Consider the following 26,593-nt stretch of genomic DNA (forward strand, 5'->3'; position numbering starts at 1 on the left):
AAGTGATAGTCAAAGAGTAATAAAAATGTGCACTAGGGATTGGATGAATCTGATCAGCTAATTAGGCGGAATGGTATAAATCGTTTTATTGTTTAATTTAGTTAAAGTTTTTTATGTCTATTTATTTAATGTAGGTAGTAACAATTATATATTTCCAAGCCATATTTTGATGAAAGATAGTTTGATTTCAATGAAAAGTATAAGTTAATAGGTGTCCTTATCGGGTACTGTTATGAGAAGTGCTTATGCTATCTCGATGTTGAACTTAAACTAGGCTTCTAATACGTTAAAATATTATGCTTTTATGTATTAAATTTATACATTAATGTCAACTTTGACACTTTATATGATATTTGTATGGATCATTAGTTTGTTTTTGATAGCATTAATTACCCCTTTGTAAGAGAGAATATAATGTCTAAAAAAATAATCCGTATTGCAACTCGTCATAGCCCTTTAGCGATGTGGCAAGCTCATTTTGTTAAAGCTGAGTTAATGAAGCACCATAAAGATTTAACTGTTGAATTATTACCAATGAAAACAAAAGGCGATATTCTTTTAGATACTCCTTTAGCAAAGGTGGGTGGTAAAGGTTTATTTGTTAAAGAACTAGAAGTTGCTATCTTAGAAAAGCGTGCTGATATAGCTGTTCATTCGATGAAAGATGTACCGGTAGAATTTCCTGAAGGTTTAGGGTTAAGTATTATTTGTGAACGTGAAGATCCCCGTGATGCCTTTGTTTCTAATCACTTTAAACAATTAGCTGATCTACCTGAAGGTGCAGTTGTTGGTACTTGTAGTTTAAGACGTCAATGTCAAATCAGTGAATTACGACCAGATATAAAAATTAAAGACTTACGTGGAAATGTTAATACACGTTTACGTAAATTAGATGATGGTGAATATGATGCGATTATTCTTGCTGCCGCAGGTTTAATTCGTCTAGAGATGGAATCTCGTATTGCTAGTTTTATTGAACCAGAAGTAAGTTTACCTGCAGTAGGTCAAGGTGCTGTCGGTATTGAGTGTCGACTAGATGATGCTGAAACTATTGCTTTACTTGCTCCTTTAGAACATCGTGAAACACGTGTTCGAGTAACAGCTGAGCGCGCTATGAATTTAGCACTTGAAGGTGGTTGCCAAGTCCCTATCGGTAGTTTTGCTTTAATGAATGGCGATCAACTATTTCTGCGTGGGTTAGTGGGTAGTGTTGATGGTACTAATATCATTAGAAAAGAATTAACGGGTCATGTTGATCAAGCTCATGAGCTAGGTGAAACATTAGCACAGCAGTTATTAGATGCTGGAGCGAAAGAAATTTTAAGTGAAGTTTATAAGTGATAATTGAACCACGTTTATTAGTGACTCGTTTTGCCCCTCATGCAGAGCGACTTGCTAATAGTTTAAATGATATTGGTTTTTTTTCTCTTGCGCAGCCACTATTAACGGTGACCGCATTAGATGATGCTAAAACACTTAATACATTTTTATCTGGTTATTATGACTATGTTATCGCAGTAAGTGGTAATGCAGTTAAGTATGCTCAACAGCAGATAAATATTAATTGGCCTGAAGCTTGTTATTTTGCAGTAGGTCAATCTACGCAAAATATACTTAGCGAAGTCACTGGTCAGCGTGTTTTGTGCCCTTTTACTCGATTTGATAGTGAGGGGTTGCTTGAACTTGATGAGCTTAAATCAATTAAAACTAAACGTATTTTAATTTTACGTGGTGAAGGGGGGCGAGATTTACTCGAAACGACATTAATTGAGCGTGGTGCAAAAGTTGATTTCTTTCAAACATATAAACGTATTAAGATTGATCTTAACGGTCACGAATTAGTTAATAATTGGCAACAAGCGTCTATAAATGGTGCTATTATCAGCAGTGTGGAAATTTTAAATCAACTCTTTAGTCTTGTACCAAAGGATTATACAAGCTGGATATGCGACTTAATATTTTATGTCCCAAGTGAACGTGTAGCCAATCAGGCTTCACTGTTAGGTGCTCAGCATATTGTGTTGTTACCAAGCTTACATACAGATCAAATTGTGGAATTTTTTAAAGTAAATAATGGCACCTGTATATAGCCCATTAGTTTAAATAGGAATGTTATGACTGATACTAATACTGAAACTCAAAATACATCAACATCTGAATCTGAAGATGTTGTTAATAAGAAACGCAAAAAATCTTCTCGGCTATTAGCCATTATTGCTCTGATTTTTATTATTTTACTGTTATGTATTATAGGGTATGGCTTTTATTTCTATAAAAATAATGTGACGACTAATACTGCTTATCAGCAAAAAATTGAAACTTTAGCGAACAAGTTAGAATCTCAAGTTGCACAACAAAATAACCAATTTCAACAAAGTAAATCATTGAACGATAAGTTCAAAACACAAATTGAACAACTTAACATTCAGTTATTAGATGCTCAAAATAAAAGCAAATTATACAGTTCTGATATGCAAGCTCTCCAGCGTAGTGTTGCAGAAACTAATATTCGCCATCCAAGTGACTGGATTTTATCTGAAGTTGAATATTTAATTAATTTGTCAGGTCGAAAGCTATGGTTAGAGCATGATTTAAAATCAACGATTGATTTATTAAGTACTGCTGATAAACGTATTGTTGAAATGGGCGACCCTAGTTTAAATCCTTTACGTCGCGCATTACTTGAAGATATTAATATGCTTGAAGCATTGCCTCAACGTGATGTTGATGGTGTTATTTTGGCATTATCTAGTTTAGAACGTAATATTGATAAGCTAGTGGTAGCGGGATTAGAAGTGCCTGAAATTAAACAGGCTAAAGATAAAAAAGTTTCTGGGGATGTTGCTGATTGGGAAGCGAATGTCGATAAATCTTGGAATTCATTTATTGAAAGCTTTATCGTTATTTCTCATCGAGATAAACCTGTTGAAGCTTTATTATCACCTGAACAATCTTGGTACTTAAAAGAAAACTTAAGAAATGCATTATCGAAAGCTGAATTTGCCGTGTATAGAGAACAGCAAGATATTTATGATCTTGCATTACAGAATGCATTGAAATTGGTAGCTCTTTATTACGATATGGAAGATAAAAGAACTCAGCAATTTTATACCTCAGTAAAAAGATTAAGTAAGCAAAATGTATCAATTGATTACCCTGATCAATTCAAAAGTGCGCCTTTACTTTCTAGCATTCTTAAACAACGCATTAGCAAGTCATTTACTATTGAAAATGCGGAGTAACGATTATGATTGGACTTTTAATTATTGTTATATTTTTACTTACAGGATTGATTTTTGCACCGGAGTTAAGTGCGCATAAAGGTTATATTCTAGTTTCATTTGATAGTTATACTACTTATGAAACAACGATTATTAATGCTGCTTTTATCGCAATCTTATTCTATTTTCTATTATTAGTTGTAGAATGGATATTACGTAAACTGCTATCTATGAGTAGCGTCACTCGTGGTTGGTTTGGACAGCGTAAAACCCGTAAAGCACAAAAGAATAGTTTATTAGGTATGCTTGCCCTATTAGAGGGAAATACTAAACAAGCACAAAAATTATTATCTAAATCAGCTGATCGTAGTGAGTCTCCTGCATTAACTTATATTGCGGCTGCACGTGCCTCACATAAAAATGGTGAATTTAATAAACGTGATGATTACTTGCAATTAGCAAATGAAAATCCAGGTTGTAAATTAGCTGTTGGATTAGTATGGGCTGAACTGCAAATTGATGCTAAACAGTATGAAAATGCATTAGCGACCATGACTGAATTAGATCAACGATTCCCTAAAAACAAGCAAATATTACAACACTATTTAACGCTTTATCCTGCAATTAATGAATGGCGTAAACTAATTTCTCTACTTAATACGCAACGTAAATTGACTGGTTTAAATGAACAGGAGTTTGCAGATCTAGAGCTTTACGCTCACCAACAACTATTCCAAAAGTTAGCATCTGAAAGCGGACAATTACTCAATGACTATTGGTATAAAGATGTTGCTCGTTGGATGCGTAAAGAATTGTCTTATCAGCAAGCGGTGTTGGAAGCTTTTGTTGATAACGGCCATGGTAAGTTAGCTCAAGAATTTTTACTGGATAAGTTACAGCGCCAATTTTCATTACCATTGCTACCTTATCTTCAAAAAATAAAAGTAACGGATTATTATCCTATTATTACTTTTCTGGAAAAGCAGTTAAAAAAATCAACACATGCGGATTATATTAATCAAGCATTGGCACATTTAAAGCTAAAAGAGGGCAATCAAGATGCTGCTATTAAGCACCTTACCGAAAGCCTTAAAACATTACCTAATGTTGCTGACTACCAGTTATTGGCTTCTCTATTAGAGCAGCAAGATAAGCTTGAAGAAGCGAACTTATATTACCGTGAAGGTTTGGCATTTGCGGCAAAATAAGTCTGCTGCTTAAAATGGTTTAATTTAAAAGGTAAGTTTCGACTTACCTTTTTTGTATTTGATATATAGTCAGTAATCTACAGTTCATATTGTCTAGGCTAATGAGCCAATTAAACTCTCACTAATACTCTTCTAAATAATTTTATAATGAGACTAATTACAATCAATAGTCGAGCTATCGTTCTGTTTAAAAGTCCTTTTCTTGGTGATAAGTTTTACAAAGGGAACAATCTCTTTTCTTAATTTATGCCTTAAATTAAATTGTTTCTTCTGTGCAAAACTTAAACCACATACTTAATTGAATTACTATTATTTCTGATAGCCCATTAATTTAAGATGTTATACTGTAACATCTTTAAATTAATTGGTTTTTTTATGTTACTTATTTTAAGCATTTTAGCCTTATTCTTAGGCCCTGTTACTTACCGACTATTACAACGACAACCTGGTTGGTTAGATCTATTAGATGCTTTTATATTTGTTAGCATATCTGGCCTTGTACTTTTCCATATTCTCCCTGAATTATTGTACGAAGGTGGCTTATTTGTGCTGGTCTTAACAGGCTTAGGTCTACTAACACCTTCTCTGATAGAAAAATACTTCCATAAAGCCGCTAATAAAGCCCATAACACAACCTTGTTTCTTGGTGTATTAGGCTTAGTACTACATGCTAGCCTTGATGGCACTGTGTTATTAACAAATCAAGCTGACCATACCGGATGGTTATTGGCGCTAGGTGTTCTATTACATCGTTTCCCCGTTGGTTTGACTATCTGGTGGTTGTTACGCCCGCAATATGGTGTTGTTTTACCCTTTATTGTTTTAATTAGTATGGCAGCAGCGACTTTACTTGGCGCGTCTTATGCGGAGCTTTCTATGGCTCAATTAGATGGACAGCTACTTGCTTGGTTCCAAGCTTTTGTTATGGGATCTATTATGCATGTTGTCTTGCATCGACCTTATTTACAGCATCATAAAAAGCATCAGCAAGGTAATACAAAAGAGCATAAATATGCTGCAGGTATTGGTAGCTTCTTCGGTTTAGTAGTTTTAGGGTTTGTATTGTTACCACATTGGCTTGGCTATGTAGAACATAACCATGATCATGCCGCATCCAATGAACATGAAGCTCATCTTCTTGTTCAAGAGGTCGAACATGATGGTTCGCAGTTAGAACACTTTATTCATGATGCTGAAGAACATGCGCAAACAAATGAGTCTCAGCATATAGAAGAAGAGACAGGACATCATGAAGAGCTGCATACTGATGCAGTCCATGACGAACATGAGCATGAAGATGTACATCATAATCAAAGTATCGAAGAAAGCGAGGCGCTACATCAACAGCACAATACCGCATTAACGCTAGTTAACTTTGGCAAATTAGCCTTATACAGTGCACCTATGCTGTTATTTGCTTACCTGTTAAGTGGTTTAATGCATTACTTTAAACCAGTATTAAATGTGTTGCCTGCTCAAGGAAATAAAAGTCATTTTAAAGATGCCATCAAAGGTGTTTTATATGGACTTCCTTTACCTATTTGTTCACCTGTCGCGAGTAAAATGCATCAGCAATTATTAAACCTAGGAGCAAATCAAACTTTTGCGACCGCGTTCTTAATTGCCACTCCAATCATTGGTTTTGACGCTATTCTAATTTCTATCCCGTTATTAGGTGAGCAATTAGTTTTATTGCGCATTGTATTTGCCGTTTTATTTGCTGTAATAATCGCATGGTTATTAGGGCGACACTTTAAGAATCCCATCTCTGCTGTTGTCGCACAAACTTGTCAGAGTGGACATACAACGTCACGTTTTATAACAGCGATAAAACAAGGTTATCAACATCAGTTAGATCATACTGCACCTTGGGTTATTTTTGGTTGGGCATTAGCGGCTACTTTATCCGCTACACCTGCTTGGGCTTTCTTTGAACAAGCCTTATGGCTACAAGTGTTAGTGATGGTGCTTATCGCTTTCCCATTTGCATTATGCGCAACGGGAATGACACCTGTGATTGCAGTGATGTTAATAGCTGGTTTATCGCCAGGGGCGGCCATTGCTTGTTTGTTAATTGGGCCGAGTATTAGTTTAGATTTATTAAAACAATTAAAGCTTCAACAAGGTTACTTTGCCGCTTTTGCCTTTGCGATGGTGATGTTGGTGGCGGCTTTCTTAATTGGGCTGTCGTTTAATGAGTATATCGATGCTTTCCCATTACCATGGTTAGGTGAGTTAGAAGCTGACTTTTCTTGGTGGCATTTTGTTAGTTTGGCCGTTATTCTTGTTTTATATTTTGCTTCATTATTACGAAGAGGGGCGCGTGCGTTTATTGCGGAGTTATTACCTAAAAGTTTATTAGCACATCGTCACCATCATCACTAAAAAAGATTAAAAGTCCGCTAATCATATTGTTATGGCTAGCGTACAGGCATTATTAAGCAAATCTTTTATCTAGATAGCTAACAATGTCTGATGACTCATACATCCAAGTAACCGTGTTATTTTCTTCTATACGTAAACAAGGGACTTTTACGTGACCGCCTTGCTCAGCTAGCACTTTTTTATGTTCTGGTTGTTTTGCATCGACTAATTCAATATTTAGTGCGTTACGGCGTATAGCACGTCGAACCTTGACGCAAAAAGGACAAGCAGCAAATTGGTATAATTGTAGGTTCTTTGTTTCTTGGTCAACTTGTTGTTGTAAATCGTCTTTGCGTTTTGCTTTCTTAGGTGCAAAAATAAAGTTTAACACTAAAATTAAACGGCCTAATAGCCAGCGAATTATTTTCATTTTTTTCTCTTTGTAATTGACTGTGAGAGTAAAATTGTAACCGATCCAAGAGGTTCATAAAAGATGATTACCCCTCGAATACTAATTAAGGAAGATAAATGAGTACTCCTGCTTCTCCATGCGTTTCAAGTTGTTGTTTAAATGAAGAAGATATTTGTTTAGGCTGTTTTCGTAGTTTGACTGAAATCACCGGTTGGTCACAAGCATCAGACTCAGGTAAACAAGATATTATTGCTAATACAAAAATACGGCGTGAGAAGATTAAAGCCTCTCACTCATGTCCATCATAGTTAACATTTAAATAGGTTATGAGTATGAATCAGAATGATACGGTCAGTATATTAGGCAGTGGTTGGCTAGGTTTACCATTAGCGAGTAGTTTACAGCTTGCTGGGAAAACAGTGCATTTATCAACTCGAACGGCAAGCAAAGCGAAACAGTTAACAGATTTGAATTTTAAATCCTATATTGTTGATATAGAAAGAGGCTTAGACAGTTTAAATAACGTCGAAGACTTTTTACAAGCGAATACGCTTGTTATCAATATTACGAGTAAGTCATTATCCGCATTCCAAGACCTTGTAACTGTCATTGAAAAAAGTCCTATTGCACACGTTTTATTTATTAGTTCTACTTCGGTTTATAGTAATCACCAAGGAATATGTAAAGAAAGTGACACCTTAGAAACTGAAACTAATTTACGTAAAATAGAAAAGTTATTTACAGAGAATACACACTTTGACTGTTCAGTTATTCGCTTCGCTGGCTTAATCGGACGTAAACGTCATCCCGGTAGATTTTTTGCCGGAGGCAAGCGTATTAAAGATGGTCATGCTAAGGTGAACCTAATTCATCAACTTGACTGCATTAAATTAATTGAAGCTATTTTACAACAACAAGCATGGGGTGATGTGTTTAATGGTTGTGCTGATAATCATCCCACTAAACAGTCATATTATACCAAAATGGCATTATCATTAGGATATCCAGAACCTGAATGCCTTATTACAGAGCCAAGTGCCTCTAAAATAGTGTGTAATGAAAAAATAAAAACGCAGTTAGGTTATCAATTTATTTATCCTGATATATGTAATATCGTCTGTTAACTTCATTTCTTTTGATTCGCAAATAACCCCTTCTTATGCACGCTGTATTAACAATGCAATTAATACAGCTAACCACCTATATGACTTATCCCATACCACAAAAAGACCATAGTTAAAGTAAGGGCTATAACATTTATTAAAATAAATGCACTTATTTTAAGCGTTATGTGATTTCTATTGATATCTATCAAGTTCTGTTTACAAGGGTAGGTTATCTTTCACCTGAATTTAGTTTTAGCTGGTGGAAGAGGAAATTATGAGCAAACAAAAGTTAGTCATTATTGGTAATGGCATGGTCGGGCACCGTTTTATTGAAGAGTTTGTTGATAAAGGTGGTTTGGATCATTTTGATATCGTTACTTTCTGTGAAGAACCACGTGTAGCGTACGATCGCGTACATCTTTCTTCATATTTTTCTCATCATACCGCTGACGAATTGTCATTAGTAAAAGAAGGTTATTACCAAAAACATAATATTGAAGTCTTTGTTGGTGAACGAGCTTTAACTATTAATCGTGCTGAAAAAATTATTCATTCACAAACCGGTCGTGCCATTGTTTACGATAAGCTAATCATGGCGACAGGCTCTTATCCGTGGGTACCGACCATTAAAGGTAACGAAAGCAAAGATTGTTTTGTCTACCGTACTATTGAAGACTTGAATGCTATCGAAACTACTGCTCGACGAAGTAAAAGTGGTGCAGTTATCGGTGGTGGTTTATTAGGGCTAGAAGCGGCGGGTGCATTAAAAGCATTGGGCGTAGAAACACATGTTATTGAATTTGCCCCTGTATTAATGGCTGAACAATTAGATCAGCAAGGTGGCCAAATATTACGCAGTAAAATTGAAAGTATTGGTGTAAATGTTCATACCGGTAAAAACACCAAAGAGATTATTGCTTCAGGAGAGACTGCACGTAATACCATGCAGTTTGCCGATGGTAGTGAATTAGAAGTTGATTTTATCGTCTTCTCTACGGGTGTTCGCCCACAAGATAAATTAGCAAAACAATGTGGCCTAGCAACAGCACCGCGTGGTGGTATTCAGATTAACGATCAATGTATTACATCTGATCCCAATATCTTTGCCATTGGTGAGTGTGCTTCTTGGAATGAAAAGTTCTTTGGTTTAGTTGCGCCAGGTTACAACATGGCAAAAGTAGCCGTTGATACATTATTAGGCAATGAGAACGCATTTACTGGCGCAGACATGAGCGCAAAATTAAAACTGTTAGGGGTTGATGTTGGTAGTATCGGTGATGCAAATGGCCGTACACCAAACTGTCAAAGCTATGTGTATTTAGATGGCAGTAAATCAATTTATAAACGTCTTATTGTTTCTGAAGACGGTAAAAAATTATTAGGGGCAGTATTAGTTGGTGATAGCAGTAGCTACAGTGATTTATTGCAATATAAGCTAAATGATATCGAATTACCAAAACACCCCGATGCACTTATTTTACCTAGTCATTCTGGTGCTGAAAAAGTGGGTTTAGGCGTAGATGCTTTACCTGAAACAGCTCAAGTTTGTTCATGTTTTGATGTCAAAAAATCAGACATCTCTGAAGCCGTTGCCGCTGGTCATACAACGATTGGTGCAATCAAAATGGAAACAAAAGCTGGCACAGGTTGTGGTGGTTGTGTTCCGCTTATTACGCAAGTATTGAACGCCGAACTGAAAAAACAAGGTGTGGAAGTTAAAAACCATATCTGTGAACATTTTGAGTACTCTCGCCAAGAGCTATTCCATTTGATTCGTGTTGGCGGGATTAAAACCTTTAAAGCGTTATTAGAGAAATACGGTCAAGGTTACGGTTGTGAAGTCTGCAAACCTACGGTGGGATCTATTTTAGCGTCTTGCTGGAATGATTTTGTATTAACTCAAGATCATAATGGTTTACAAGATACCAATGATATCTTCTTAGGTAATATGCAAAAAGATGGGACTTATTCTGTTATTCCTCGTATGGCGGGTGGTGAAGTGACGCCAAAAGCATTAGGTGTCGTCGCTAAGGTGGCTGAACAATATGCGCTTTATACCAAAATAACAGGTGCACAACGCATCGGTTTATTTGGTGCTCACAAAAGTGACTTACCCGATATTTGGCAACAACTAATCGATGCTGGTTTTGAGACGGGTCAAGCTTATGCGAAAGCGTTACGCATGGTTAAAACCTGTGTAGGAAGTACGTGGTGTCGTTTTGGTGTTCAAGATAGTGTAGGTCTTGGTGTTGAGCTTGAAAATCGTTACAAAGGCTTACGTACACCGCACAAGATAAAATTTGGTGTGTCAGGTTGTACTCGTGAATGTGCTGAAGCACAGGGTAAAGATGTCGGCATTATTGCAACAGACTCTGGTTGGAATCTTTACGTATGTGGTAATGGCGGGATGAAACCACAACATGCATCGCTATTAGCTTCTGATTTAGATAAAGAAACGTTAGTTAAGTACTTAGATCGTTTCATGATGTTTTATGTACGTACAGCCGATAAATTAACGCGTACGTCAGTATGGTTACAGAATCTTGAAGGTGGGATTGAATACTTACAAGAGGTGATCATGAATGACAAGTTAGGCATTAATGATCAGCTTGAAAGAGAGATGGCTGACGCCATTAATAGCTTCCAATGTGAATGGAAAACGGCGTTATCAGATCAACAACAGTTATCGCGTTTCTCACACTTCATTAATAGTGATCAACAGGATGACAATGTTGTATTCACTCCTGAGCGTGGTCAAAAACGCCCAGCATTTATTGAAGAAAAAGCCCCAACTTACACTATTAACTTGGAGGAAATATAATGAGAAAATGGAACCAAGTTTGTGCATTAGACAGTATTTACCCAGCAACAGGTGTTTGTGCTTTAATTGATGGTAAGCAAGTTGCTATCTTCCGTCCTCGTGATGATCAACAAGTCTTTGCCATGGATAATATGGACCCATTCGCCCGATCAAATGTTTTGTCTCGCGGTATTCTTTGTGAGCATAAAGATCAGTTATGGGTTGCTTCACCATTGAAAAAACAACGTTTTAATTTAATTGATGGTTCATGTTTAGAAAATGATCAAGTCTCAGTTTCTACCTATAAAACACGTGTTAAAGAAGGCAATATCGAGGTCCAGTTATAAAAGGCTTAGCTGTAAAGATTAAATAGCTTAAATGCTTCTTGCTTATGATGATACGCATGTTGTTCATAAAGTAAGTAAGGAGCCTTTCACTATTCAATTTTAACTTCAAACTTAACAATAGGGACTTAACTATGTCTTACATTAAACCAGCTGAATTTGTTCAAACCATGATCGATGCAGGCGAAAATAAAGTGTTCATGTCAACGCGAGATACCGTTCTTCGAGGCATCATGGCTGGTGCTATTTTAGCGGTTGCCGTTGTTGTTGCGATTACTGCAGCTGTTCAAACGGGATTGCCAATTGTTGGCGCTTTAGTCTTTCCTGTCGGATTTGTTGTATTAAATCTCATGGGATTTGACTTACTAACCGCTGTTTTTGCGCTCGCACCATTGGCATTATTTGATAAACGAAAAGGGGTGACTAAAGCCGGCGTATTACGTAACTGGTTATTAGTTGGCTTAGGTAATTTGATTGGAGCAGTGAGTGTCGCCTTCTTAATAACCTTAACGTTTACTATGAACTTTAGTGTTGAGCCTGGTGCAGTAGGGCAAGCTTTTATTAAAGCATCAACAGCTCGCTCACTTGGTTTTGCTGAGCATGGTATGGATGGTTGGATCACCGCTTTTGTAAAAGGTATTTTATGTAACTGGTTTGTTTGTTTAGGTGTGGTTGGCGCAATGGTTTCAAAATCAGTGAGTGGTAAAACACTAGCAATGTGGTTCCCTATCTTTATCTTCTTTGCGTTAGTGTTTGAGCATGCGGTTGTTAATATGTTCTTGTTTCCAATTGGTATGATGTTAGGCGCAGAATTTACTATTATGGACTGGTTAACATGGAATCAATTACCAGTTACTTTAGGTAATATCATTGGTGGTTTAGTGTTTACTGGGATGGCACTGTACGTTACACATGCTAAAACAAAACCTGCACGTAACTTAGTATAATTTTTAAAGTCTGATCTTGAGCCTCTCATCGTTTTTTAAGTACATACGATGAAGGGCTACAGCGTATGATGACTGTTTTGATCTGTTATCAAAAAATAAGGCCGTAAACTAACGATAGTTTACGGCCTTATTTTTTATTATGTGTTTAAAAGTAATTAACGCAATGACTATTCTTAATACATAAGTCGTTAGAGAGTGGTTGCTATTGTATCTTTATACAGCCAAAACATATAAGCAATATAAGCGATTAACAATAAAGCGCCTTCAACACGTCCTAAAATTCCTACTTTTCCTTTCTTCCAAGCGATAGAGAACAGCAGTAATGCTAAGCTCAGTCCAAACATAACTGGGTAGTCACGTGTTAATACTGAAGCCTCAAAGCTACTTGCGTGGATTAAACCAGGTAAAGACATGACGGCAAGAATATTAAATATATTAGAACCCACGATATTACCTACCGCCAAATCAAATTCTTTCTTACGGGCTGCTGCAATTGTTGTTGCTAATTCAGGTAAGCTCGTCCCGATTGCGACAACGGTTAATCCAATAACTAAATCACTGACTTTAAAGTATTCCGCTACTTCTACTGCTCCCCAGACTAAAAGACGAGAAGAGGCGATTAAAACAATAATACCAATGATCAACCATTTTAATGCCGCGCCTTTACTTATTTCTTCTGGTAGCTCATCTAAAATTTCTTGTGGTAATGTGTCACCACCATTATTTTTGGCTTCCCAAATAGTAAAACCAAGCATAGCAAACATCATTAACAATAATATCAAACCATCAATGAAGCTAAGGTACTGATCTAACAAAAGGAAATAACTGATTGCCATAATCACTAAAAGGGCAGGCATTTCTCGTTTAAGCAGTTTTGAATGAATATGTAATGGGTAGAATAAAGCTGTTAAACCTAACATTAAACCTACATTGGTAATATTAGAGCCAATTGCATTACCAATTGATAGTCCAGTATTCCCGTCTAATGCGGCCATAGATGATACTAACATTTCCGGTGCAGATGTGCCCAAACCAACAATGACAACACCGACAATTAAAGGTGAGATAGAAAAGCTACGGGCTGTATTCGATGCGCCTAATACAAACTTATCAGCACTCCATATAAGCAGTGCAAAGCCAATTAAGATAGCTAATGTTGGATATAATAAAGTGATCAAAACTTCCTCCTGAGTATTTTGAATTACCTATAAAAAAACGCTGATCATTTTCATGATCAGCGCTTCTTCAAATTTATAAAGTCTGTTGGTATTTAGCCACGACCTTCTGCAATCGCAGCAACAGCAGCTAACTCAGCTGCTTGCTTTTCATGTCTTTCTTGGCGATCTTGAATATCCATTAATTCATTAGTAATTAAGTTTTCTTCAATTTCACGTAAAGCAATTACGGTTGGTTTGTCATTCTCTGGATCAACTAAAGGTGTTTTACCTCCAGTAGCAAGCTGGCGAGCTCGGCGAGAAGCCATTAAGATTAGATCAAAACGGTTGCCTACTACATTTACTGCATCTTCAACGGTTACTCGTGCCATTGCTGAACTCCAAAAATTAATTACATAAAAAAGGGCGGTTATTATATGTGCTAAATACGAATTGATCCAGCATCTTAGTATAGAGATTATACTTCTAATAACTCTCTGATTGTTTCGCGGTGTTTAATCGCTTGTTTTTCTTGCTCATTACGCAATGCGCGTACAATAGCAGAAAACTCTTGTGTAGCTGTATCAAAATCGTCATTGACGATTAAATAATCGTATTCATTGTAGTGCGACATCTCTGATTGTGCTTTTTCCATGCGTTTAGCGATAACTTCTGCACTATCTTGTCCACGTTTGTTTAAACGTGCTTCTAATTCTGCTCGGCTGGGTGGCAAAATAAAAATGCCTTTGGCATTTGGCATGACACTATGTACTTGACGAGCACCTTGCCAATCAATATCCAGCATAATATCAATACCTTGTGCTAGAGATTGTTCAATAGTAATACGTGAAGTACCATAATAGTTACCAAAAACTTCAGCCCATTCAAAAAAAGCATTTTCTGCAATTAACTTTTTAAAATCAGCTTCATTTACAAAGTAATAGTGCTCACCATCCACTTCTCCTGGACGTGGTGAACGTGTTGTATGTGAAATTGAGACTTGAGCAGGGTGGTCACTTTTTTCGGCTAATAGTGCCTTAATTAAGCTAGATTTTCCTGCGCCACTCGGGGCAGATACAATAAAAAGAGTGCCGACTTGGGACATAGTTAAATTTCCTGAAACAGTTTTTGTAAATTAAGTGCCTGGCTGGTGGAATTTTAAGCACTTGAATTTTTGTAAGCGCGGATTATCGCTTATTTTATGAATGAAGTCTTTTTAATGATCAACTAATTTTATAATAATCCAATGGATGCTAATCTTTCCAACGGTTTTTTATTTCGATAATTTTATCTAGCTGTGATTCAAATAAATCAACCAATTCTGGGTCAAAGTGTTTATTTTTTTGAGAGCGAATCAATTCTAATGCTTTTTGAACGGGCCATGCTTCTTTGTAAGGGCGTACGCTGGTTAATGCATCAAATACATCTGCAAGCGCGACTATGCGCCCTTCAATTGGTATATCAGTCCCTTTTAGTTGACTAGGGTAACCTGTTCCATCCCATTTCTCATGGTGTGTCATTGCGACTGTTTTAGCTAATTCAATTAAATCTGAGTCTGATTCACCTAATATCTCTGCACCTATTTCAGGATGCTTCTTCATTATTGTAAATTCTTCATCGGTTAGTTTTCCTGGTTTAAGCATGATGCTATCAGGAATACCAATTTTACCAATGTCGTGCATCGGTGCGGCTAAAAATAATGCGTCAGCTTCTTTTGCTGAATGGCCATACGCTAAAGCAATGACTTTAGAGTAATGACTCATGCGCATCACGTGCATACCCGTTTCATTATCTTTGTATTCAGCTGCGCGGCCTAATCGTTGAATTACTTGTAATCTGGTGCGCTTCAATTCATCTATATCGACTAAAGACAAATGTGTTTTTACGCGTGCTTTTACGACGGCAGGGGTTACAGGTTTAGAAATATAATCGACCGCACCTACATTAAGGCCTTTCGCTTCATCCACTGCATCGTTTAAAGCAGTGACGAATATAATTGGAATTGTTTTATATAAAGGATTTTTTTTGAGGCGCTCGCACACTTCATACCCGGTCATTTCTGGCATCATGACATCGAGTAAAATTAAATCTGGCTTTTCTTTTTCAATTAAACGCAATGCCTCAGCGCCGCTTTTAGCAAAAATGAGTTTATAAATGTCTTTTAAAATATTGTTTAAGACCTTTAAATTAATAGGTTCATCATCAACAATCAATATTTTTTGTTTACTATTTGGCATTTAAATTACTCATTTACACTTATTTGAATAGAAGGTTTTAGCGATTGAATAAGCACTTTAATATGATTTAAGGCTAATTCAAAATCAAAGTCATTACATGCGGTAATGATCGATTCAATATCTTTATTATAATTAGAGTGAACAGCATGTAATATATCTAATTGCTCATCATCAAATTCATTATTCTCCACAGAAACTTTAAGCTTTAATAGTGTTTCCAGTAATGCTTCATGCGAAGTATTCTCTAATTTCACTTCTTGATATGTTCTGGTACTCATTTTTTTAGTACATTCGGTGATTGAATTAATTTCAAATTCAATGCGTTCAAGTGATGCTAATGCTTCTTTTTCTTTATGTTTACGACTTGCATCCTCTAACGAGGTTAATGCCAACATTAATCGGTTCAATGCTAAGTTTCCAGCGGCACCTTTATATTTATGAGCTGTACTTTCTATTAATTCCCATTCTGCATTTTTTATGAGCTGCGGTAGTGCTAAAATATTCGTTTTAGATTGACTTAAAAACTGTACTATCTCGCTAAATAACGTTGTTTTTGAACCCCATAAATCAATCCCTTTCTCAATATCAATCGATACTTGTTGTGTTGGTTTATTTTCATTTATATCAACTATTGCTTTGTTTAAGGTTAATACTCTGGCTATTTCATTTAATAATTGGCGAAGATCGATTGGCTTGTTAGCAAATCCATCCATACCTGATTCTTCAGCTGATTTTCTATCTTGAGGCAATACGCTGGCCGTTAAAGCGATAATGGGTAGTCTAGGGAGTCCATTTTCTACTTCATATTCACGTCTTTTCTTTGATGCAGTCAATCCATCCATCACAGGCATTTGGATATCCATTAATACAATATCAAAACGTTCATTTTCCATTTTATGCAGTGCTTGTTCTCCGTTTCTTGCCACAGCAAAAGAGTGGTCATTACGTTTTAATATCAAACTCATCAAATCAATATTTTGTTCAATATCATCAACGATTAATATGCTGAGTTGTGGTAATTCAGTATAAATCTCTTTCAATTTTGATTTAGCAGGGACCTTGGCTAATTTAAGTGGAATGCTAAATTCAAAAGTTGAGCCTTTATCTTTCTCACTCGTTGCTGAAATCGTTCCCCCCATTAGTTCAATTAACTGTTTACTAATGGTTGTGCCTAAACCTGTTCCACCAAAGCGGCGGCTCATTGACTCATCTGCTTGTGCAAAAGGCTCAAACACAGAGTCCAATTGAGCTTGCGTCATACCAATACCAGTATCAGAAATAGCAAAGTGCAAAAAGCCTAGTTGAGTATTTTTTATGTCAATGGTGACACTACCTGCCTCTGTAAACTTGACTGAGTTACCTATGATATTTGTTAGTACTTGTCTTAACCTATCAGGCACGCCGTTATAGAAACATTGTGCATCTTTGTCTATATTAAGGTTAATTTGTAAACCTTTATGTTGTGCTTGTAACCACAAAGTAGATACCACTGAATCGACTTCTTCCACTAAATAAAAGTCACGGTATTCTAATTGGAATTTACCTTTGTCTAATTTTGCACTATCAAGTACATCGTTAAGAATATGCAGCAGTGATTTTGCAGACTGGTTAATCGTATTAAGTTGTTTTCTTTGATTATTATTTAGTTCTTCATCTAATAAAATATCACTAAAGCCGATAATTGCATTCATTGGGGTGCGAATTTCATGGCTCATGTTCGCTAAAAAGGCTGCGCGTGTTGTCGCCGCTTGTTCTGCTTTTTCTTTTGCTGAAATTAATGCAGATTCCATTTTTTTACGATCGCTAATATCCATAATAAAACCGTCAAAATACCTTTCATCAGGCTTGTCTCCTTGTACTGCTCTACCGTAGCCGAGTATCCATTTTATATTTTTATAACGGTCAATAATTCTTAGTTCAAGTTGATAACCATCTGGATGATATAAGTCAGTATCAAGGATAATTTGCATATCCTCAGGATGCACAAAGTCGGCAATAGTCCGTTTAGCATTAGGTAATAAAAAGTCTTCAGCAGGATAACCCAGCATTTTCTCTACTTCGTCATTAATAAAAACACTTGGCCAACCAGGAGTATCTAAGTGGCGATAGGCAATACCAGGAATATTAGCCACTAAAGAGCGTATTTTAGCTTCTTTGTTGCGCAATGAGCTTTCCATTGCTTTTCGCTCACGTAGGTCTGAAATAAAGGCAATGAACATGTGTTGGTTATTTAATTCTATATGTCCAATACCTAGGCGAACGGGAATCTTTTCATGGTCTTTAGCAAGCGCTTCTACTTCCCTATCTTCGCCTATTATTTTAGCTTCTCGAGTTTGTAAGTAATTATCAATGAATTGATCATGACCATTTTGATAAGGAACTGGCACAATCATTTTAACGTTATTGCCAACAAGCTCTTCTGATTGCCAACCTAATAATGTAGATACAGCCTTATTCACACTAATAATAATACCTTTTGAATCAATGGTTATGATGCCATCTATCGCAGTATTCATTGTCGCAATTAAACGACGTTCATTATTCATCGCTTTTGTTGAAATATCTTTATGGCGAAAAATAATATTTGCACCTAAAACAATAAAGATAACGACAACAGTAATCCCAGTCACAATTAACGCTAATATCGTCGATATTTCACCTGTTTGCTCAGAAAGTTCCATGCCTGGCGGCAATACAAAGCGGGCAGCAATCATACCTATATAATGCATACCCGCTATCGCTGCACCCATGACGCAGCTTGAGATGGCTATTTTTATATTTTTGTTGAAGCGAGGTGTATTATGCTTATCTAAACCAAAGCTGATCCATAACGCTAATATAGCAAGAACAATAGCCACTAAAATAGAAGTGATAAACATGAATGGGTCATATCGTAGTAACGGGGCCATTTCCATGGCTGCCATTCCAATATAATGCATTGCACCGATCCCTGAACCCACTAGTATTCCTCCAAACACTAATTGACGACTCTTTATTTCTTTACGAGTTATTAAATTCAGTGTCACCCAAGATGCTGCGATAGAAGGGAGAACAGAGATAAGAGTCGTATCTATTTGATAAGTTATATTGGTACAAAGGTCGAGTGCTAACATGCCAAGGAAATGCATTGACCAAACACCGCCACCTAAAACGAGACTACCAATCATAAGAGAGATCTTTTTACGCAGAGGTGCTGCATCTTGTGCTTGATGTGCAACTTGAAACCCCATAAAAGAAGCAAGGATAGCAATAGATATTGATAATAAGATAAGCCATGGATTGTACTTTGAGAGTACAAATAAGCTTGATTCATTATAATTAAAAATATCTAGGATCTGTTCTAACATATATTAAGTACCGCTATTAAATTAAAAGACATTTTGTTTTTTATAAAAAGGATAAGTTATTTATGCAAATGTCATTAAATAGCAGATCGATATTATTGATGAAAATAAGTGTTTATTATAAATACGTAAAAAGAGGTATTGTTGGCTCATATTTTTTACTAAGAACTTGTTTTTTATTATTTGAATTGAGTTCCATTTTATTACTATCGGCGATTTTTCAATAAAGTTGAACTTTATCGAACAATTTTGATATATTTTTATGGTTTATGATGAAATTATTACCTATGTTTGTTGTCGTTGTTTTTTTAAAAAAAATAATCCCATGACGAGAGGACTGTAGTAGTGGTTTGCTTATTAAGCAAAAATTCAAAATAGGAATTGGCAGTATTTAATGCTGGTATGAGTTATTGGCGCTAGGCTGGTAGTGTTGCCGTATTACAGTGATGATACAAAGGAAATGTCTAAACATAGGAAGGTGAAATAAGCAGGAAGCCACCAACAGCTAAGGTTAACTGTTGGTCTTAATTGACAGGCTATACTTTTTCGCGTTGTTGTTCTTTTTGAGCTTGTTTTTTGGCTTTATTTTGTTCTAGTTGCGTTACCGCTTCCGAACCAATATGCGCTTGTCCGCGTTCAAGTGATAAACGGATTTGTTTTTCACGTTCTAAGAAACGCTGTTTTTGCTCTTCAGAGATGCTGTCGTGACATTGATGGCAACTAACACCTTGCATGTACTTTTCTGACTTCTTATCTTCTTCCGTAATAGGTAAACGACAGCCATGGCATTGGTCGTATTGACCTTTTTCTAATTGGTGATTAACGGATACGCGATTATCAAAAACAAAACACTCGCCTTTCCACATCGTTTCTTCTTCAGGTACTTCTTCAAGGTACTTAAGCACGCCACCTTCAAGATGATAAACTTCATCAAAACCTTGTTCTTTTAAGTAAGCGGTTGATTTTTCACAACGAATACCTCCGGTACAAAACATAGCCACTTTTTTATGCTTTGCAGGGTCAAGATTTTCTTTTACGTAGGCTGGAAATTCACGAAAATTAGTTGTTTTTGGATCAACTGCATTTTCAAAAGTACCAATACTTATTTCGTAATCGTTACGTGTATCCACTAATAAAACCTCAGGGTCGCTGATTAAAGCATTCCAATCTTTTGGTTTTACATAAGTACCTACAACACGATTTGGGTCTATACCTTCGACACCCATCGTTACGATTTCTTTTTTCAGTTTTACCTTAGTACGGTAAAAAGGGTTTTCAGTATCAAACGAAAACTTTGCAGTTAGATCAGCTAAACGAGGATCAAACTTCAGCCAGTTGAGCACATTATCGATACCTTCTTGATCGCCAGCAATCGTACCGTTGATACCTTCACTTGCTAACAACAAAGTGCCTTTAACTTGGTTTGCATTTAATATATTAAGTAGTGGGGTTTGGATCTCTTCGTAATTTGCTAGATCAACAAACCTATATAAAGCACAAACAACAGTATTTGACATGTTTTTTTCCTCGTTCTACGATCTGAAACGTAAATTTAGCAAGGCATTATACGAATAGAAATGCTATAAGCAATTTTTATCTTGTTTTTATCCTATCAATCAACGTGTCTAGAAGCCTTGAGATTACTAGCTTCTTTGGATTAACGTTTGAAACGTAACATGTTTTAAGATAACTCCTTACCGTACTAACCCCTTTTTTTGTGATGATATATTTTCAAGTATTTCATGTTATTTCTTCTTATTTAAGTGAATCAATCGACGCACTGTTGATTCTTTTAAACAGTCACTCGTGCGTTATTAGTCTAACGATAAGTTTTTGGCGATATTAATTAAAAAGATAAGTGCTTCTATTTTGTAGCCACTCTTTAATGATCAAGCTAAATAACACTTTTCTATTATTGTCTAATACCTTGTTTTTATTTGATATTAATAACTATTTTCAACTGCAGGTATTTTAAACGATCAAGATGACAAAAATGAAAGTTAATGGTCAACTTTAAATAAAATTACCCTTTTTGAGGTATTAATCGATAGAGGATTAACAATTAATGTTTATACTGCTTTAGCGCTTAATACGCTTTTGACTTAAAAGTAAATTCTGATTCATCAACATGGAGGGGTAAAATGCCAACACGATTACATTTGATTAGAGCAAGTCACCTAAGCCCTGTTATTCAGTATATGCAAACTTTATCGATGCCAGTAGAGTCTTTGCTTGAGCAAGCAGAGTTAAGTATGGATTTATTAAGAAAGCCTAACCAGTTAATTCTAGAAAATAAAGTTTGGCATTTTTTAGAACTTGCCGCTGAGTTCAATAATACGCCGCACTTAGCGACCTCTTTAACAGAGCAGAGCCATTTTTCACAATATGGTGAATTTACCGAGCAACTGTTACAAGCAGACAATCTTTATCAGGCTTTACAGTTTTTAATTAAAGAAATTAGCTTACACCATAATAATAACTATTTTTGGCTCAAAGAAAGTGAACAGTGCATTTGGATTTGTCGTCCTCAACATCCTTATGTTAAAGATAATCAATGGCAAGTTGAACAGCATGTAATGATTTTGCTTTGCATGTTAATTGAACATTATGCTGGTCCCGGCTGGAGCCCTAAGCAAGTAAAGCTACAAGATAATCAAGCAATGGGAATAGAACAATCCCGTTTTTTTAAAAACGCTGAGATTACATTAGGGCAACCCTATTCTGCTATTGCAATTGATCATAGCCTCTTAAAGGAACGCTCATTAGAAACCACGCTTTCTAAGCCGTCTGATCTTGAATATATTCCAGACTCTTTTGTACAAGGTTTTAAGCTGCTCCTAAGACAAAATTATTTTGGGCAAGGGTGGTTAGCTGAAAATATAGCGTCTATTTTAAATACGAGTGTCCGTACTCTAAAAAGAAAACTACATGCTCAAGGCACTTCATTACGAAAGGTGTTCGATGAAGTACGTTTTCAGCAAGCATGTGATTTAATTGAACAAGATATACATGATTATGAAGTATTAGCTGAAAAGCTTTCTTATACCCATGCCAATAATTTTGTACGTGCTTTTAAACGCTGGAGTGGGATCACGCCAAGAGAATATATACGCTTGCGAAATATAGAGTTATTGAAAAAGAATAATGTGGAATGGTGAGCTTTATCTGGGGTTAATACGTACTAAGCTATATAAATCTATGATGGCTTAATTATTAGAGGCAAAAAATGAAATTCTTATTATTAATAGCAGCAATTTTATTACAAACAGCTTGTACAGGCGTTCCCGATGGTATGACAGCCGTTAAGAATTTTGACAGTGAACGTTATTTAGGGACTTGGTTTGAAATAGCACGTTTGGACCACTCTTTTGAGCGTGGGCTAGATCAAGTCTCTGCAACTTATTCTATGCGCGATGATGGCGGTATTAAAGTAGTCAACAAAGGCTACTCTGCTGAAGATAAGGAGTGGCAAGAGGCCGTTGGTAAAGCTTATTTTGTAGATGATGAAAATACAGGACATTTAAAAGTGTCTTTCTTTGGCCCATTTTATGGCTCGTATATTGTTTTTAAATTGGACCAAGTTGATTACCAATATGCATTTATTAGTAGTTATAACCACGAATATCTATGGTTGTTATCTCGTACGCCACAGGTAAGTGATGAAGTGAAGCAAGACTTTATTGATACAGCAGCTAAATATGGCTTTGAAACTGAGCAGCTTATTTTTGTCGATCAAACTCTTAACAAAGAATCAGTTGCCCAATAAGTTTCTAATCGTTAACCGATGTTTAGTTTCTGTTGTTTAAGTTGCGTTAAAACGGCATTAAGCGATGGTTCAATATGATGGCCTAAGGCAATAACCTCCTGATCTGGTATGACTAGGTCAGGGACTTGGTAAACTTGCATTTTTGCTGCTAGCGCGGATAAAACACCATTACTTGAGTCTTCAAAAGCTAAGCATTGCTCTGCTGGAATATTTAAACGTTTTGCTGCTAACAAAAAAATCTCAGGGTGTGGTTTGCCATGAGTGACTTCGCAACCACTACTAATATGTTCAAAATAATGGTCTATTTTCGCCAACCTGAGCTTAGTCGCTGCTAATTTATTGTGTGTTGAAGTTGCAACAGCTACCGGAATATTGTGTGCTTTAAACCATTCTAATAAATCAATGACGCCAGATTTTACAGGGATAGCTTGATTCTCTACGATGGGCCAATAACCATCCATCCAAGCTTTACGTAAAGGGGCATACTCAATGTACTGTGCATAATGAGACATAATTGCTTCTTCAATCCCTTTGGCATTACGACCAATGATTTTCAAATAAGCACTTTTAACAAAAGGCAGTGATAGTTTTACACAAGCTTGTTCGAAAGCTTGCATACAAACACGTTCGGTATCTAGTAGTAGGCCATCCATATCAAAAATAGCAGCTTGGTAGGACATAAAACTCTCAATCAATAATTAACATTGCTCGCTAGTGTACCTACATTTTATGATCTATAAAGTGAGTGTTAATAATGACATTTACTTTTAAGCTGTCTTGCGTTTTTTAAGGTTAATAAAGCCAATTAAAATGCCACTGATCACACATACGCTGGCAATGAACTTAATCATTCCAACTTCTTCTTGGTAGAACAATACCCCACCTAATAAACCAAAAATAGGCACGAGCAAGGTCAAAGGCGCAACAGTCGTTAATGGATAACTGACTAATAGTCGATTCCAAATCCAATAACCTAATAACGTCACTGGATAAGCTTGGAATAACACCGAGAAAATAACGCGTTCATTAAGCTGTGTTGATAATTGTATGAAAGCATCACTCCCTGATTGCAAGTAGACGATTAAGAAAAGAGGAATAGGCGCAAAAGCCATGGCCCATAAACTAAATGCAAAGACCTGTTTTGTGCCTGCTTTTTTGATGGTAATACTCGCTAAACTCCACGATATAGCTGCGAATAAAATTAGCATGAGTCCTAATTGCGTTACTGAACCATCTGTTACGGTTAAACTTAATAATAAACCTGCTAAAGCAATACCACTGCCAATCACTTTATTGAGAGGAAGCGGCTCTTTTAATAAAAAATACCCTAAGAATAAACCAAATACCACATTCATTTGTAATAGAACGGAAGCCATACCTGCACTTAACCCTGCTTGGATAGACCAGGTTGCCATACCCCAAATACCAATCGCAAATAACCAGCCATAAATGATCAGGTAGTACCATGAGACCTCTGGTTTTTTGACAAAAAATATAGCGGGGAGTGTTGCTAAAGTGAACCTGAGTGCCGTTAATAACAAAGGATCAATTTCGTTTACACCTAATTTGATCACTGAGAAATTTAATCCCCAGACAATCATGACTAAAATACCGAGTATCAAATCGTTCTTTTTCATTATTGATCCTTTAATTTACATAATGTGTGCTTGCGCTTATCAGTATTATCAAACAAACTAAAAAAGATAACAGATACAAAAAATATAAAATTAAGCGGTACAATTTATGCGTTATAAACAATTAGCTAAACAATGTGTGCAACAGATTGAATCTGGGCAACTCGCTGTAAACAGTAAAATGCCTTCGTTGCGTAATTTTAAACAATTACATAATGTCAGCATGACAACGGCTTTAAATTGCTATCAATATTTAGAGGCTTTGGGGTGGTTACTCGCAAAGCCACAGTCAGGCTATTACGTCGCTAAAAAATCATTGTTAGTGGAAAAACCGCAAACCCCCACTTTTATTCGCTTTCAAAGTGCTATTACACAGCCGCAATTACCTGCTTTGTATAATCCGTTTATTGACCCCTGTCCATTTGGTATTGCACGTTATGATCCTGATTTAATGCCTGTGGATAAACTACAACAAAGCTTTCGGCGAGCAATGAAACAACAAGGCAATCAACTTAGTCATTACCCCGCGCCTCAAGGAGAAATGATATTACGCGATAACTTGAGTGAGCATTTTAAGACGGTTGATTTTCACTTCTCTGCTGCCGACTGTGTGATCACTCATGGTTGTTTAGATGCCATTAGAACAGCCATAGAAATCACAACTGAAGTCGGTGATGCTATCGCTATTAGTTCGCCGTGTTTTTCTGGTTTATTAGAGTTATTAGGTGTGATGGGGCGACGTGTGGTTGAGATCCCGTCGGTTGTAGAGGGGATTGACCTTGAACAATTACAAAAACAGATGCAATTAGGGACGATAAAAGCAGGTTTATTTTGTACTTCACACATGAACCCACAAGGTACTTCAATGAGTTCGCTGCAAAAGCAAAAGCTTGTTGAGTTAGCGACTCAGTATAAAATTCCTATTATCGAAGACGATGTTTATCTTGAGTTAGGCTATGAGAAGGTCATACCATTACCGGCAAAACATTGGGATCGAGAAGGTTACATCTTATGGTGTGGTTCTATTTCTAAAACCATTGCGGCAGGTTATCGTTTAGGTTGGTGTTTACCTGGTCGTTATTTACAAGCTTATTTACAACAACGTTTATTTGCGAATCAAGGTGTAACATCACCATTACAGCTTGCTATTGCTGATTTTATCCAACGTGGTGATTATATCAATCACCTTAAAAAAGTACGCTTACATTTATATCAACAAACATTACAATTCATTGATTATTTACAACAACATTTACCCATTAACAGTAAAATTAGCCAACCTGCTGGTGGTTTTGTTTTATGGGTTGAGGTGGCTGATCTTAATACGGTTAAATTAAGAGATCTTGGTATACAAAAGAAACTAGATATACGCGTGGGTGATAGCTTTAGTACGTTAGGCTTGTATCCACATTGTTTTAGATTGAATATTGGTTTTAGTATAACTGCTGCAGAGGTTAAATTACAATTAAGCCATTTAATGAAATTAGTTAAAATTTGTTCAGAGGATACAATATGTTAGACAACCCTAAAGCCCTTAGTGATGCGATTAACCAAACGATGCCATTTGGCAAATACGCAGGTCGAAAGCTGATCCATTTACCTGAACCTTATTTAGTCTGGTTTCATGGTAAAGGTTTTCCTGAAGGTAAGCTAGGCGAGCAGTTAGCATTGATGTATGAAGTTAAATTAAATGGGTTGGAGACAATGCTTGCACCATTAATTAAACCGTTTTAAGTGGGCAAAATAAAAATAATAAAAAATGATTAAAGGGAAAATGAAAGATTAGATGGTTTACTAGGTGTCGAACACTTGTTTATAGCACTAAGGATTAGGCTTACTTTAATATTGATTTTCTTTATGAATAAGGTGTTTCTTATGAATAAAATCTTCTTTATAAATAATAGATGAACTTTAAAAAATTCATTACGTACTAATATCATAATGATAAGACATTACATCGTTTTATTCTGCCATAGCTACATTACATTCTATTAATGACATTATTTAACACTGAAATAGTGACCCAAAATAATAGTGACCAAAAAACAATAGGGAT

The 26,593-nt window shown here is 36.2% G+C and carries 23 protein-coding genes; 14 read left to right on the plus strand and 9 right to left on the minus strand.

Annotated elements, in window-relative coordinates:
• Positions 1-414: 414 nt before the first annotated feature.
• The 5 genes from hemC (at position 415) to Q0794_RS12085 (ending at position 6,814) form a co-directional block, all read left to right on the plus strand.
• Positions 415-1,341 (plus strand): hydroxymethylbilane synthase, encoded by a 927-nt coding sequence (gene hemC / locus Q0794_RS12065; protein ID WP_298942212.1) that lies wholly within the window; start codon positions 415-417, stop codon positions 1,339-1,341.
• A complete protein-coding gene (locus Q0794_RS12070; protein WP_298942214.1) occupies positions 1,338-2,090 on the plus strand; it encodes a uroporphyrinogen-III synthase in 753 nt (250 codons plus the stop codon). The genes hemC and Q0794_RS12070 overlap by 4 nt, the downstream gene beginning before the upstream one ends.
• Positions 2,091-2,114: 24 nt before the next feature.
• Positions 2,115-3,242: a uroporphyrinogen-III C-methyltransferase gene (locus Q0794_RS12075; RefSeq protein ID WP_298942215.1), complete on the plus strand. Its 1,128-nt coding sequence runs from the start codon at positions 2,115-2,117 to the stop codon at positions 3,240-3,242.
• Positions 3,243-3,247: 5 nt separating this feature from the next.
• On the plus strand, positions 3,248-4,429 hold the full coding sequence (locus Q0794_RS12080) for a heme biosynthesis HemY N-terminal domain-containing protein (protein WP_298942217.1): 1,182 nt from the start codon (positions 3,248-3,250) through the stop codon (positions 4,427-4,429).
• 375 nt (positions 4,430-4,804) lie between these two features.
• On the plus strand, positions 4,805-6,814 hold the full coding sequence (locus Q0794_RS12085; RefSeq protein WP_298942218.1) for a permease: 2,010 nt from the start codon (positions 4,805-4,807) through the stop codon (positions 6,812-6,814).
• 52 nt (positions 6,815-6,866) lie between these two features.
• Here Q0794_RS12085 and Q0794_RS12090 read toward each other — a convergent pair whose 3' ends face one another.
• Positions 6,867-7,223: a glutathione S-transferase N-terminal domain-containing protein gene (locus tag Q0794_RS12090; RefSeq protein ID WP_298942221.1), complete on the minus strand. Its 357-nt coding sequence runs from the start codon at positions 7,221-7,223 to the stop codon at positions 6,867-6,869.
• A 98-nt stretch (positions 7,224-7,321) separates the two neighbouring features.
• Between Q0794_RS12090 and Q0794_RS12095 the strand changes: the two genes are divergently transcribed.
• From Q0794_RS12095 to Q0794_RS12115, 5 genes are all read left to right on the plus strand, one after another.
• A complete protein-coding gene (locus tag Q0794_RS12095; RefSeq protein WP_298942222.1) occupies positions 7,322-7,513 on the plus strand; it encodes a DUF1289 domain-containing protein in 192 nt (63 codons plus the stop codon).
• Between the two features lie 24 nt (positions 7,514-7,537).
• Entirely contained in the window at positions 7,538-8,329 is a 792-nt protein-coding gene (locus Q0794_RS12100) for a dTDP-glucose 4,6-dehydratase (protein ID WP_298942224.1), read from the plus strand.
• A gap of 256 nt (positions 8,330-8,585) precedes the next feature.
• On the plus strand, positions 8,586-11,132 hold the full coding sequence (gene nirB, locus Q0794_RS12105; RefSeq protein ID WP_298942227.1) for a nitrite reductase large subunit NirB: 2,547 nt from the start codon (positions 8,586-8,588) through the stop codon (positions 11,130-11,132).
• Entirely contained in the window at positions 11,132-11,458 is a 327-nt protein-coding gene (gene nirD / locus Q0794_RS12110; RefSeq protein ID WP_298942229.1) for a nitrite reductase small subunit NirD, read from the plus strand. The genes nirB and nirD overlap by 1 nt, the downstream gene beginning before the upstream one ends.
• 131 nt (positions 11,459-11,589) lie before the next feature.
• Entirely contained in the window at positions 11,590-12,402 is an 813-nt protein-coding gene (locus Q0794_RS12115) for a formate/nitrite transporter family protein (RefSeq protein ID WP_298942230.1), read from the plus strand.
• Between the two features lie 188 nt (positions 12,403-12,590).
• On the opposite strand, the gene Q0794_RS12120 is transcribed toward Q0794_RS12115, so the two are convergent.
• From Q0794_RS12120 to Q0794_RS12145, 6 genes are all read right to left on the minus strand, one after another.
• Entirely contained in the window at positions 12,591-13,580 is a 990-nt protein-coding gene (locus Q0794_RS12120; RefSeq protein ID WP_298942232.1) for a calcium/sodium antiporter, read from the minus strand.
• A gap of 92 nt (positions 13,581-13,672) precedes the next feature.
• On the minus strand, positions 13,673-13,948 hold the full coding sequence (rpoZ, locus tag Q0794_RS12125) for a DNA-directed RNA polymerase subunit omega (RefSeq protein ID WP_025563521.1): 276 nt from the start codon (positions 13,946-13,948) through the stop codon (positions 13,673-13,675).
• 86 nt (positions 13,949-14,034) lie between these two features.
• Complete coding sequence (gmk, locus tag Q0794_RS12130) at positions 14,035-14,661, minus strand: guanylate kinase (RefSeq protein ID WP_298942235.1); 627 nt, start codon at positions 14,659-14,661, stop codon at positions 14,035-14,037.
• 148 nt (positions 14,662-14,809) lie between these two features.
• On the minus strand, positions 14,810-15,793 hold the full coding sequence (locus Q0794_RS12135) for a two-component system response regulator (RefSeq protein WP_298942237.1): 984 nt from the start codon (positions 15,791-15,793) through the stop codon (positions 14,810-14,812).
• A gap of 5 nt (positions 15,794-15,798) precedes the next feature.
• Entirely contained in the window at positions 15,799-19,140 is a 3,342-nt protein-coding gene (locus Q0794_RS12140) for an MHYT domain-containing protein (protein ID WP_298942238.1), read from the minus strand.
• Between the two features lie 533 nt (positions 19,141-19,673).
• On the minus strand, positions 19,674-20,654 hold the full coding sequence (locus Q0794_RS12145; protein WP_298942240.1) for a rhodanese-related sulfurtransferase: 981 nt from the start codon (positions 20,652-20,654) through the stop codon (positions 19,674-19,676).
• Positions 20,655-21,278: 624 nt separating this feature from the next.
• Here Q0794_RS12145 and Q0794_RS12150 point away from each other — a divergent pair.
• Together Q0794_RS12150 and Q0794_RS12155 are read left to right on the plus strand one after the other, a co-directional pair.
• Positions 21,279-22,295, plus strand: a complete 1,017-nt coding sequence (locus tag Q0794_RS12150; protein ID WP_298942241.1) for an AraC family transcriptional regulator — start codon at positions 21,279-21,281, stop codon at positions 22,293-22,295.
• Between the two features lie 68 nt (positions 22,296-22,363).
• A complete protein-coding gene (locus Q0794_RS12155) occupies positions 22,364-22,903 on the plus strand; it encodes a lipocalin family protein (protein WP_298942243.1) in 540 nt (179 codons plus the stop codon).
• An 11-nt stretch (positions 22,904-22,914) separates the two neighbouring features.
• On the opposite strand, the gene Q0794_RS12160 is transcribed toward Q0794_RS12155, so the two are convergent.
• Entirely contained in the window at positions 22,915-23,583 is a 669-nt protein-coding gene (locus tag Q0794_RS12160; RefSeq protein WP_298942245.1) for an HAD family phosphatase, read from the minus strand.
• A gap of 87 nt (positions 23,584-23,670) precedes the next feature.
• On the minus strand, positions 23,671-24,540 hold the full coding sequence (locus Q0794_RS12165) for an EamA family transporter (protein WP_298942246.1): 870 nt from the start codon (positions 24,538-24,540) through the stop codon (positions 23,671-23,673).
• Positions 24,541-24,646: 106 nt separating this feature from the next.
• On the opposite strand from Q0794_RS12165, the gene Q0794_RS12170 reads away from it, so the two are divergent.
• Together Q0794_RS12170 and Q0794_RS12175 are read left to right on the plus strand one after the other, a co-directional pair.
• On the plus strand, positions 24,647-26,056 hold the full coding sequence (locus tag Q0794_RS12170; RefSeq protein WP_298942248.1) for a PLP-dependent aminotransferase family protein: 1,410 nt from the start codon (positions 24,647-24,649) through the stop codon (positions 26,054-26,056).
• Positions 26,050-26,271, plus strand: a complete 222-nt coding sequence (locus tag Q0794_RS12175; protein ID WP_025563471.1) for a DUF3820 family protein — start codon at positions 26,050-26,052, stop codon at positions 26,269-26,271. The genes Q0794_RS12170 and Q0794_RS12175 overlap by 7 nt, the downstream gene beginning before the upstream one ends.
• Positions 26,272-26,593: the final 322 nt, after the last annotated feature.

The sequence above is a fragment of the uncultured Psychromonas sp. genome, from assembly GCF_947489755.1.
GTDB lineage: Bacteria > Pseudomonadota > Gammaproteobacteria > Enterobacterales > Psychromonadaceae > Psychromonas.